Genomic DNA, 12174 nt, shown 5'->3' on the forward strand with positions numbered 1-12174 from the left:
ACTCAGCCTTTCACAAAAGCGCGTATCTGCTTTGCAATGCCTTCGGCGTCGAGCTTGAGATTTTTCAGAAGGATTTTCAGGTCGCCGTGTTCGACGAATTCATCGGGATAGCCCAGGCAGAGAAATTTCGGAAGCCCCTTTTTCCCGCTTTGAGTGGCAAGTTCGAGGATGCCTGAGCCGAATCCGCCGGAAAGGATATTGTTTTCAAGGGTGATAATATGAGAATAGGAATCGAAAAGCTTTGTGTAAAATGCTTTATCGAGAGGCTTTACAAAACGAGCGCTGACAAGTGCCGGGGAGATGCTCTCTTTTTCGAGCAGTGTTATGGCTTCCTGTGCCGCGGCACAGGTGACCCCCGTTGCTATTATCGCGCATTTTTTACCCTCCCTTTCGATTTCCGGCCTGCCGATCGGCAGGGGGGCGGGATTTTTATCCAATGGAACACCCAATCCTGAACCACGAGGGTAGCGGAGGAAGGAGGGCCCATCGTTGTATTCAAGCGCTGTCAACAGCATATTTTTCAGTTCCCGTTCATCCTTGGGTGTCATGATTAACGCCCGGGGAACGGTGCGGAGAAAGGAGAGATCAAACATGCCATGATGAGTCGGGCCGTCATCACCTACGAGACCCGCCCGGTCGATACAGAACACGATCGGAAGCTTATCCAGAGCAACATCATGCATAATCTGGTCGTAGGCCCGCTGAAGAAAGGTTGAATAGAGGGCGACGACCGGTTTGAGACCGTTCAGGGCCAATCCTGCTGAAAAAGTCACAGCGTGGGACTCGGCAATACCGACATCAAAAAAGCGATCGGGATAGGTATCTCTGAAAAATTTCAGCCCGGTGCCGTCGGGCATGGCCGCGGTAATGGCGACAATATCCTTTCGTTTGGCGCCAAACTCGACAAGGGATTTTCCGAAAACCTGGCTGTAAGTCGGCCCCTTTTTCCCTTTCCCATTGACTGTTCCGGTGGTTTTCGAAAAGGCCGATATGCCATGATATTTGGTGGCGTCGTCTTCGGCAAAGCGGTAGCCTTTTCCTTTTTTGGTGATCACATGAATAATAGCCGGTTCCTTGGAGGTGTCGCGGGCAAATTTAAATACCTCGATCATTTCTGCAATATTATGGCCGTCAACAGGACCAAAATACCGGATTCCCATATCCTCAAACAGCTTGCCCGGAATAACAAAATGCTTCAGAGTATCGTCGATATCGTGCACCAGGTTTCGGATGCTTTTCCCTACATGGGACATATTCCCCAGAAGTTGCCAGACCTGTCCTTTGATTTTATGAAACCGCCGGTCGGTAATAACCCGGGTCAGATAGCGTGACAGGGCGCCCACGTTTTTCGAGATAGACATCTTGTTGTCATTAAGGATGATTGTCATTTTGGTCGAATGGGTCCCCAGGTTATTTAAGCCTTCGAAAGCAAGGCCGCCCGAAAGGGAACCATCCCCGATAACCGCCACTACATCAAATTTCTCTTTTTTAATATCCCGTGCCATGGCAATACCCAGGCTGGTGGATATGGATGTCGATGCATGACCGGTAGAGACGGTGTCGTATTCACTTTCCGAGATTCGGGGGAACCCGCTGATTCCTTTGTATTGACGGAGTGTGTTGAAATTCTCCCGCCGTCCGGTAAGAATTTTATGCGCGTATGCCTGATGTCCCACATCCCAGACAAGCTTATCTTTGGGAGTATCGTAAACATAATGGAGAGCAATAGCAAGCTCGACTGCACCCAGACTGGGAGCGAGATGACCGCCGTGTTGGCTGACATTATCGAGCATAAGCTCGCGGATCTCCCGGGCAACAAGGCGCAGCTTATTTAAAGGTATTTTTCGAAGATCCCGGGGGGAATCTATCGTATCGATGAGCCGCTTCGGTTGCTCGGGAGACGGTGTCTTACGTTTCTGTTTTGTGGTTTTTCTGGACCGCTGTTGATTTTCTTTCACTGTCGGCACAATCTGTTCCATTAAAGGTATATAAAAATAATGTTCTGCATCAGCAGGAAGACCTTTTGTATTCCAATCAAATGCGTTTTATACGACCCTGAAGCACTTTTCCGGAAGTACTCCGCTATCGGGTAGAGTCTATAAATATATATAGCATAACAATATACAATACTGATATATAACCGTGCTGATTCTTTAAAGATACCTCAATCGATGAATATGATCAAGATATGAAAGATATTTCAAAATTAAAATACGAAAAATGGAGCATTGTATTTTATACATTTAACCTCCAACAGAAAATAGTCGTTGATGCTCAAAGAATTTGCCTACTCTCTGGAAGGAAAAGATCCGCATTCCCGGGCCCGGGCCGGGTTGTTTCAGACGGCTCATGGAACAATCGAAACCCCGATATTCATGCCGGTGGGTACACAAGCCACGGTTAAATCGCTCTCACCCCGGGAACTGCAGGAATGTGGCAGCTCAATTATTCTGGCAAATACCTATCATCTCCATCTCCGCCCCGGTGATATGCTTATACGTGATGCCGGCGGACTGCATGCTTTCGAAAACTGGGATCGAGCGATCCTGACCGACAGCGGTGGTTTCCAGGTTTTCAGCCTGAAAGATATTTCAAAAATTACCGAGGATGGCGTCTGGTTTCAATCTCATCTTGATGGTTCTCGTCACTTTTTCTCTCCCGAGAGTGTAATGGAGATCGAGCATAATCTGGGCGCGGATATTATCATGGCCTTTGATGAATGTCCATCCGCCGATGCCGATGACAGCGAAAAGGTAAAAGCTGTGGAACGAACAATTCGCTGGGCCGCTCGCTGTATCGAGGCCCATGTAAAAACACCCTTCCATTTTGGCTACAACCAGGCGCTGTTCGGGATCACGCAGGGAGGGACCAATAAAGAACTCCGGAAAAAGTGTACTACCGAGCTGGTTGCCATGGATTTTCCCGGTTATGCTGTCGGGGGACTGGCGGTTGGTGAGAAAATCGAAACCATGTATGAGATTGCAGAATATAACGCTTCACTGCTGCCAACGGAAAAACCACGGTATCTCATGGGCGTTGGTATGCCCCGTGATATTCTTGAATGTATCGAGCGGGGAATCGATATGTTCGACTGTGTTCTTCCCACACGCAATGGAAGAAACGGCTCGGTATTTACCTGGAATGGTAAACTCAACCTTCGGAATGCCGGCCATGCCCGTGATTTCGATACCCCCATCGATCCTGAATGTTCCTGTTATGCATGTACAAATTTCAGCCGTTCTTATCTTCGTCACTGTATCCTTGCTGGAGAAATTTTAGGCATACGTTTGACAACGCTTCATAATATTTATTTCTTTCTATATTTGGTGCGAAAAGCACGAGAACATATTTTAAACGGTACCTTTACGCAATGGAAGGGTGACGTTTTGCAGAGAATGAATGCCGGAATGAAGAACGCATGAAGTTGAGGTGAGAGGAAAAAAATGCACAAAGAATTAAAAAGTGTCGCAAAAAATGCGCTCGCTGAATGTCTGAACCTGGGGCGGAAAGAGCAGCTTCTGGTTATATGCGATCCGCCCTGTTTTGGGATCGGTTCGGCTTTCTGGGAGGCCGGAAGAGAGCGGTGCAGGGAAGCGGTTATGGTGCAGATCAGTCCACGCAAAGAAAGTGGTAATGAGCCGCCCGCAGCAGTCGGGGAACTGTTTTGTCAGTTCGATGTCGCAGTGATGCCGACGTCCAAATCCCTGTCGCATACCAAAGCCCGTCGAAAAGCTTCTGATCAGGGAGTCCGCATCGCAACGCTTCCCGGAATTACCCCCGATATGTTCATACGGACAATGAACACCAACTGGGAAAAACTGGGTGTTCAGACCCGTAAAGTAGCTGCCCAGTTGTCGTCATCCAGAAAAATAAGGATCCAGAGCGACGCAGGGACCGATTTGACATTTGAAACAGGCGGACGGCATGCCAAAGTTGATGACGGCCGTCTGAATTTCAAAGGAGCCTTCGGAAACCTTCCGGCTGGAGAGGCATATATGGCGCCTGCTGAAGGTACTGCTGAAGGGGTGATTGTTTTTGACGGTTCCTTTCCCCTTGTAGGCATTCTGGATACACCGCTTATTTTGAAGGTGCGGGAAGGCAAGGTGACTGAAGTCAAAGGACACAGCTGTGCAAAACAGTTGGAAGAACTCTTTCTGAAATACCGGAAAGCATCGCGAACAATTGCCGAATTCGGCGTCGGAACCCTCGATACTGCCCGGATAAGCGGTAATGTTCTGGAAGATGAAAAGGTCAAGGGAACAGTCCATATCGCTATCGGTGATAATGCATCGATGGGCGGGAATGTTTCGGTCCCGATTCACCTCGATGGTATCATAAAGAATCCCTCGGTATGGCTCGATTACGCCCAATGGATGGATAAAGGCCAATTGGTGTAAAGAGTTGGAGGGAATGACGGAGATAATTGATAAGAATAATGGATGAAGTTATGGGGGCATTACTCCACTACTTCAGCAACCAGTGACCAGTGACCAGTGACTGAGAAAAAACGATCAGACAGGGAAGAAATATTACGCCACCTTGACAAGTACGGGGTTGTCGATAAGGATTCGTTGAGATTTTCACGCAAAAATCGACGGAGGCCTGGACGAACAGGGCGCCGACAGCGGAATCGGGAAATACTGGACCTTCATGGGCTTACCGAAGAACAGGCTGCCGTGCATGTACGGGCGAGTATCGAGCGGTGCAAAGAAAACGGCATTGCGCAGGTGTTGATTATCCATGGGAAAGGATATCATTCTACACCCGGAGAAGGGCCGGTACTCAAAAAACTGGTCAGGACCATGCTCGATCATGAGCTGCGGTCGATTATCAGAGACTGGATTCCCGCTCTTCCCAGAGACGGCGGGGAAGGGGCGACCGTAGTGAGGCTGAGATGAAGATGGCATGAGAATAAAAGACCCTTCGATAAACTCAGGACAATACAACGAAAATGATTACGATTATAGAATGGGAAAGGCAGACTGCTTCCTTATTCATCGATCGTTCTCGTGATCTTTTTTCGCTCTTATAAATTCACTCCAACCAATCATTTCCCGTACTGTTAACAATTCGGGTGTTATCGCTGCCGTCAAGGTTGACCCGGTAAATCTGCCGTTCTCCGGATTCGTATTCACGGTAATAAATAATTCCCGTTTTCCCTTTGTAACGCATGAGCTGCGGATGCAGTTCACTGTAATCTTTGATGCCGTGCCCGGTGATCAGTTTCCGGCTCATGCCGGTTTCTGTGTCGATGACGGTCAGGTCGCAGAGGTTTACTCCCGCCGAGTAGATGATTTGCTTTGAATCTTCGGTCCAGCAGAAATCAGAAACGTTTGCCTGCCGAGTGAGAGGCGAGGTTTTTCCGGAAACGAGATCGTGCACAAAAAGGTCCATTCTATTCCGTTTACTCATCCGGTCCGAGAGGAACGCGAAGCTTGTTCCATGGGGACTGAATTTCGGCTTTGCATGGGTGGCTTTTGCATTGCTGATCCTGAGCGGTTTTTCTCCGGCCGAAGATGCCATATAAACCTGGGGGAGTCTGTCGCGGTCGGAAATGAATACCATCTGTGAACCATCCGGAGAAAGATCGATATCGCTTTCCCGGGAATTATCCCAGGTTATCAAAGGATGTTTCACCCCACCACTGGGTTTAACACGATAGAGTGCTGTCGATTTACCAGGGCCCTTACCTGCAGCAAAGTATATCCAGTCGCCCTGCGTGCCAAAGCAGATATCTGATACATGGAAATTACTGCAGATTTCGGTTACCTGTGTACCATTGAAACTCATGGAAATGAGCGAAGTCGCGCCGGTTTTTTCATCATTTTGCAGAAATGCAATTTTGCCGCATTCATAGGAGTAGACAGGGGAGAAGCAATGTGTAACTCTGGGCGAGAGAGGAAATTCCGCCAGCTTGTCGATTACTTTCAGAAAGATGCCTTTCTTGCCGTGGCGGTTTGAGACAAAAAGAAATGTTCCATCAATAGCGCCCTTTGCCAGTTCCTTGAGATCTATTCCCTTTTGCTCGAGTTCTATCGTAATTGCAGTTTTCCGCGCAAGTTCATCCATTACCGGATCAGGAATCACCCTATTGGTAAGGGGGATAAGTTTGTTATTATAAGACAGCATCTTTCCTTCATCGTCAAACCTGATTGCAAGGGTTCCTACATAGCGTGAAGAGTCACCGGCCGAAAGGATAAGCGTAGAGCCCGCGGTCATAGGCGTATGAAACTCCCGGTGTAAACCACTGCAAATAATGATATCAATTTCCGGAAGTGCTTGCGCATATTTCGACATATTCTTGAAATTGTCATCGGCAACAAGCACCCGGAGATTGCATTTTTTTGCCTCAGGATAAAGCAGTTCTCCCTGAAGTTCTCCAATTACAGGCGTCAATAGAGCTTTATCCTCATTGCGTGAGGGAAGGGAAGGGTTGACGACGCTGAGCACCATAATTTTGTATTTATGGACATCGATAATATCTTTTTTAATAAGCCCTTTACCGAAAACTTTTTTTGCATTGGTACAGATGAATTTTGTATTGGAAACATTTGCTTCCGAAAGATATCGCTCGAATCCGAAATCGAGTTCGCCCGCACCCAATGCAACAGCATCCCAGTTGGCGGTTTCGTAGTATTTGTCAAAGAGAGTGCCTTTTAACTTGTGAGAAACCCTGAGGATGTTATTCCCGGTATTGATTCCGATTGAAGCGGGATATGAATCGCGAAGCTGTCGTATGACCGTTACCCCACGGGCTATACCGCCGATATGTTCCTTTTCGGAGAGGAATGGAAGTGTCTGACCTTTGGCACCTCCCGCGTAAATGAGGGCGATTTCGCTGCCTTTTTCCTGGCGCAATTCAGCCTGTGCCCGGGCTATGATCGTATGGGCCTTCCACATATTGGGGTTCAGCCGTAGTGCTTCTTTGGCATACCTGGTGCAAAGGCGGTATCGCTCTTTGGAGAAATGGTTATGAGCGACTTCATAAAAATCTTCGGCGGTTTTAGGGACAATCTCTTCCAGTTGCATGGTTGCGGTGATCCCCCATACCCCACCAAGTATCTCGGATTGGTATTTCCAGCCAAAATCTGCGCCGAAATTTTTCACGGTAAACCCGGCGCCCAGACTGAGGCCTGCAATGGATTGTTCCTGACCCAGAGGAAATTCATATCCTCCCCGGATTTTCCCCCAGGTCATGATTCCCATTTCGGTGCTGAATCCGACCAACAGCGGTTCATCAGCATTTTTTTGTACTCCTCCGCCGATTTCGAGGGCAAACCGGTTTTTGAGTTTGATCCGGTGAGCCAGAGGCATGAAAAAGAGTGACACGCCGGTCTGCAGCGGAAGCGGTTCCGGTGTTGCGATATAGGTGAGTTCGGGACCGAAATTGCCGCCATAGAGCCGGGCTTTAACAAATGGCAGATCGAGGGCCAGGTCTGCATGTCCCGCAACCGACCGTCCAGCCTCATTATCGAGTCTGCTCTCGATATAGGAAAAAGTCATTCCCCCTGCAAGGGTCCGGTAGAGAATCTCCCTGGCATAGGATGCACCAAATGCACATTCAAAAAAACGGGGTGATGAAGGCAGTTCATCGATATCACGTGAATGGGGAAATTCTCCCACAGTAAAAAGCTGTGAAAAAACACCGATCGTGCCGACACCGAAAACAGGAAAGCAGGCGCCGGTATATTCTTTTCGAAGCCCCTGAAGCCATTCGATATGGGATGCTGCAAATTTGTAGCTGTCAAAATATGCCGAGGTGGCGGTGAAATTCGGTAAAACCGTGGCATCCATCATACCCGGCGATGCCGAAAGGCCCCGTCCAAGATCGCCCACACTTACCGGAAGGGTCAAAAAATTGCATACCGTATGACCGGTGTTTTCACCTTTCATGTCGGTCAGCCACTCGCTCCACTGGGCCATGGAGGGGACGAGTATAAAGAAAAGCAGGAGAATTCCGGTTCGTATCTGTGCAACCATAAGCTTAATGGGTAACTATTTCAGACAAGTGGTCCCATATTTTCACAACTTCCTGATAGTGAATAGTATATCATTATTATTATCGGTTGTGGGACCAATATTATAAAGAGGGGAGCGGTAAATACGCTTTTTTTAATGATGTACGGGATGTCAGGAAAGACACGAAAGGTTGGATGTCATAAAAAAATCTTTGTTCCTGGGGCAGGTTATCATTTTTATGGGCTCCAGATCAGGAGCTTCGCTCCCACCAGGGCGAGAAAAATTCCTACAAAAATACGGAAGAATTTCTGAGGCAGTTTATCCAGCGATTTCTTGGCAAGAAAGGCTCCGGCAAAGGAGACGGGAATGCTGACGATAAGGGCGATGAGGAGATTCTGCTCCAACCGTGTTCCGCCCATGAAGTACCGCGTAATTCTTGTTACATCGATAAACATGGCGATAAGCCCGGAGGTGAAAATGTACACTTCCTTTTGAAGGTTAAAGGCCATAAGAAATGCTCCACGAACTGCGCCGCCCACACCAAAAAATCCGGCAAAGAGACCGGATAGTAAGCCTCCGCTCACTGCAGTCCCGTTTGTTTTGGGCAACGCCCATTCCCGTTTGAGGAACAGAAACACTACATACATAATCAGGAAAGCGCCCAGAATATGTTTCAAAGGAAGGTCTTCCGCATGCATGGAAAGGGAAGCCCCGATATAGCTCGCAATAATGCCTGATAGACCAAAACCCAGAACAAGTTTCCAGTCGAACCCCCGCTTGAACAGAAGTACTTTCCAGATATCACCGGCAAGATGGATAATACCCACAAATAAAAGGGCAACCGGCAAAGGTACAAAGAGGACCATCACGGGGATCATTATTGTCGATGTTCCGAATCCGGTAGCTGTTCCAACGCCCGAAGCCACCAGGGTCAGGAGACCGAGCAATACAATGTTGATCATGAGATATTCTTTCCTTTGTGTTTCAGCAGTATAGTCGGAAATATGAGTAAAACCAGCATAGCAAAATAATATAAATTTTCTCTGTGCCGGTATTTTGATGTGAGTGTGTATGATATGGATTCCGTATAAAGATCTGCGGCGGTATTTTGATAGCAATGTGCTATATGTCATAGCCTTCAAGGCCATGTCACCAAAAAACATTCAAAGAAGAAAAAAGAGAACGCTCAACCGAGGGCTGTATGAAGCTCAGGTTCGGCAAAATGGCTCGCATGATTGGCACTCGGGTCGTGCATTCGGCGAAAAGTGCGCATTTTTGCCTTGATTATACTCTTTTGGTGCATTGTCCCTGCATGTTGATAATGGACCAGCAGGGTGAGATAGTCGCTTTCATGGGGATTCAGGTGAAAGACCCTGGAAAGCGGCTGTATTTTACCCGGCGAAAGATTAATCCGTCCTTTCGTGATATGCAGAAACCAGGCAGGCGATGAAACACCGACTTTGGCGGATATGTACCGATGAGAAAATATGGATTTTTTTGCCTTGATTTCCCGGTGAAGATCGGCCAGATAATGGCGATAATCGAGATAATTGTATATTTTCGGCATCGGATACTCCCCTCAATAATGGGTTATTCGATCTCAATGGCTGAATTGTGCTGTTCAGCCTATAATATACTTACCAAAAACCCGAAAAAGAGTGACATCGATGTCACTTTTTCGATCACAAGATATGCGAGGGTATAAAAAATATGGAATAGAATGCAAAAACATGATGACTATTTCCACTTGAGGTCGATTATGGACGGATTTTCCCTGTTCCGGCATCCAATTTCGGTTGACGCCATCATTTTTCCAGCATAGAACTCATCTCATAAAAGGACGTGATGGCCCGAGGCCGAGCGAAAAGCCGAGTGCCGCGAAGCGCGAAGCAGACATATCCTGGAGCGATATGGCGATGCAGCGCGCCAAAGGACAGTGCGTCTTTTGTCAACAACACCATAACCGGAAACGGCGAATATGGGATTACCTTACAAGCACAGAGTCTGGGTAGGCTTTCGGGTGTCGGTTCGGTAGCCGGTAATACCAAAGGCGGCATTCTGATTGATGGAGGTGAAGTTGACGAAGACGGTGTGTGGAAAAAACATGATGCTCCATATATTGTTTCCGGTCGTGTCGATATTCGGTCTGAAACCGGTGTTTCGATGACCATCAGGCCCGGCGAATCTATGAAAAACACAAAATCAGAACTATTGTAATTGCGGTTGTTGTGGTTGTGATTTCATGGATTGTATTCGGGATTCTGTTGTAAAATGACAATACCTGCCCCGGCGCCGATTGCCGTTCCGCCGGCGCCCGGGGTGAGAAAAAGGTCCTTTGCCGGGCCTTCGAAAAGCATTCTTCCCCTATAGTCATAGATCCTGATTTCGCCGTGTCGTCCTGCTTTACGCCGTGGTAGTGATCCTTTGCTGTAGCTGTTTATAAAAATCGGGAAAACGCCGCGATTCCGTCTCCTGTTCTGGTTGTCGGGTCGGAGATGTTTTCTTTCTGCTTTTAGTGCCGGGTCGAAGGAGTAAGGGTGAGGAACAGTCAAGAGAGTATCGTTGTTCCATCGGATTTGCGCGGGGATTGTTCCGTTTCCCCCGCGATTCGCCTGAGAGGCGCCGAACGGGGGAAAGAAGTTTATGTTGTCAAGAAAATCCGGCAGGTCATGCGGGTCGAGATAGAGAGAACGGTTTGTGCATATTTCCGAAGGCTCCGGATAGGACGGGGGATTGGCGTCAAGATTACTATTTCCCAGAATGAAATTTCCGCTGCTTTGGATATCGAATGCTTTCCAGAGCCTGTCCGCCAGGTCTCCTTCTAAATCGTCAATTTCATTGGCGACAACATTCTGATTCGGGCTGTCGCGGTAGATTTTTATCCCGTAACGGAGGGCCTTGTTTCTGAAATAAGTGTTACAGGGCCCATTATCATACCAGGCGTCATCGGCATGCATAAAGGCACATCGATTGCCCTCGAAGAGATTGAATGAAGGGCCGGGGATGCTTTGATCGGGATGGCCGTGCAGGCACATGTCCGAGGGCCAATCAGAAATACCGAAGTAGGTTTCTGTTGTGTAGGGATCGGTGGAATAATTATAGCCGATAACGTTCGATACCGGGCCGTTGCTCAATATGACTGAGTGACGAAGATGATTGAAAATGGAGTTTTCTACAAGACAATATGATGAATAGGCGCCGATAAGAACACCATATCCATGACCGCCCGTACCGTAGTTCCAGGCATGATGAATATGGCAGCCGGTGATTTCAATATGGCTGCTGTTCAGGATGTGAATATGAATCGACGGCGCCTTATTGCTTTCAACCCCGCTTACCCAGCAACTGGTGTCGTTGGAAAACCGGATGTTTTCTCCGTAATTCGCAGAATCCTGCCGTTCAATCGAAAGATTACTGATTCCGATAAAACGGGACTTTTCTATAAGAAAGCCCGGTCGGTTTTCTTCTCCATTGAAATTAAAATGAAAAAATGTCCTGTTCGCCCCGTCGCCGATAACGACCAGCCGGATGTCCCGCTCAATTCGAACAGGTCGCGAAAAAATATACACTCCCTCCGGAAAGTAAATGGCCGTATACCCTGCCGCGGATCGATTTCCAAGAGAGGCCTGCAGGGCTGTCTGGGTGATTTCAGGATGAGTGCCGTCATTTCTCGCTCCATATTCCAGAATGTTGTTGACCTGTCCGACAACAATATCCCGACCTGTAGAGCGAAGAATACCGGCGTTTTCCCAATCGCTTTTCCGTTCGTCGGGGAGGTGATTCTGCGCTGCGGTGATGCACCACAACACAATCAAAGACAGATAAAAGCGGTAATGCTTCATAAACAACCTGCCTTTCGGAAATAATGTATCGACCAGTGTTTGAATCGAATTATGCGCCGGCATAGTGGGGGCTTAATGCCGGTAAACCGGAATTGAGTATACTGAGGAAATATAATCGGTGGATGAGAAATTTTCCACTGAGCGCATGGAGTACTTCATGGGGAAATGATCTTTATCCTTCAGGGAAAGAACCGGCTGCTAAGTGATTTGAGAATAGCACCATTGGATTCGGCAGCGCATCCGGTAAAACAGATCTCCTCCGGATCAGCGCCAACAGGCCCCCTCACATGGGGCCTGCTCTTCTCGATCATCTCTTTTATGAATGTGAGGGCCTTATCGGCTTTCACTTCCATAAGACAGTGCTTTTTATTCC

General features: G+C 47.9%; 10 protein-coding genes. 4 read left to right on the forward strand and 6 right to left on the reverse strand.

All coding sequences use genetic code 11. The features are described from left to right. Nucleotides 1-2 precede the first annotated feature (2 nt). Nucleotides 3-1979, reverse strand: coding sequence for a 1-deoxy-D-xylulose-5-phosphate synthase (gene dxs, locus GF401_15800; protein MBD3346518.1), 1977 nt, complete (start codon nucleotides 1977-1979; stop codon nucleotides 3-5). A gap of 291 nt (nucleotides 1980-2270) precedes the next feature. Here dxs and tgt point away from each other — a divergent pair, with 291 nt between their 5' ends. The 3 genes from tgt (at nucleotide 2271) to GF401_15815 (ending at nucleotide 4898) form a co-directional block, all read left to right on the forward strand. Continuing rightward, entirely contained in the window at nucleotides 2271-3422 is a 1152-nt protein-coding gene (gene tgt / locus GF401_15805) for a tRNA guanosine(34) transglycosylase Tgt (GenBank protein ID MBD3346519.1), read from the forward strand. 21 nt (nucleotides 3423-3443) lie between these two features. Next, nucleotides 3444-4397 carry an aminopeptidase gene (locus GF401_15810; GenBank protein MBD3346520.1) on the forward strand — a complete coding sequence of 318 codons (954 nt, stop codon included), beginning with the start codon at nucleotides 3444-3446 and terminating at the stop codon, nucleotides 4395-4397. A gap of 96 nt (nucleotides 4398-4493) precedes the next feature. Further along, the gene (locus tag GF401_15815) at nucleotides 4494-4898 is read left to right on the forward strand and encodes a hypothetical protein (GenBank protein MBD3346521.1); all 405 of its coding nucleotides are present in this window, start codon (nucleotides 4494-4496) and stop codon (nucleotides 4896-4898) included. A gap of 136 nt (nucleotides 4899-5034) precedes the next feature. Here the strand turns inward: GF401_15815 and GF401_15820 are convergent, their stop codons facing one another. The 3 genes from GF401_15820 to GF401_15830 all read right to left on the reverse strand — a co-directional run bounded on the left by GF401_15820 (nucleotide 5035) and on the right by GF401_15830 (nucleotide 9526). Then, on the reverse strand, nucleotides 5035-7980 hold the full coding sequence (locus tag GF401_15820) for a hypothetical protein (protein MBD3346522.1): 2946 nt from the start codon (nucleotides 7978-7980) through the stop codon (nucleotides 5035-5037). 215 nt (nucleotides 7981-8195) lie between these two features. Next, nucleotides 8196-9122, reverse strand: a complete 927-nt coding sequence (locus GF401_15825; GenBank protein MBD3346523.1) for a TSUP family transporter — start codon at nucleotides 9120-9122, stop codon at nucleotides 8196-8198. 23 nt (nucleotides 9123-9145) lie between these two features. Further along, complete coding sequence (locus GF401_15830) at nucleotides 9146-9526, reverse strand: TIGR02147 family protein (protein ID MBD3346524.1); 381 nt, start codon at nucleotides 9524-9526, stop codon at nucleotides 9146-9148. Nucleotides 9527-9831: 305 nt separating this feature from the next. Here GF401_15830 and GF401_15835 point away from each other — a divergent pair, with 305 nt between their 5' ends. After that, a complete protein-coding gene (locus GF401_15835) occupies nucleotides 9832-10176 on the forward strand; it encodes a hypothetical protein (GenBank protein MBD3346525.1) in 345 nt (114 codons plus the stop codon). Nucleotides 10177-10199: 23 nt separating this feature from the next. On the opposite strand, the gene GF401_15840 is transcribed toward GF401_15835, so the two are convergent. Both GF401_15840 and GF401_15845 read right to left on the reverse strand, forming a co-directional pair. Further along, the gene (locus tag GF401_15840; GenBank protein MBD3346526.1) at nucleotides 10200-11864 is read right to left on the reverse strand and encodes a hypothetical protein; all 1665 of its coding nucleotides are present in this window, start codon (nucleotides 11862-11864) and stop codon (nucleotides 10200-10202) included. A 116-nt stretch (nucleotides 11865-11980) separates the two neighbouring features. Further along, nucleotides 11981-12154: a hypothetical protein gene (locus GF401_15845; protein MBD3346527.1), complete on the reverse strand. Its 174-nt coding sequence runs from the start codon at nucleotides 12152-12154 to the stop codon at nucleotides 11981-11983. Nucleotides 12155-12174 lie beyond the last annotated feature (20 nt).

The sequence above is a fragment of the Chitinivibrionales bacterium genome (assembly GCA_014728215.1).
Lineage (GTDB): Bacteria > Fibrobacterota > Chitinivibrionia > Chitinivibrionales > WJKA01 > WJKA01.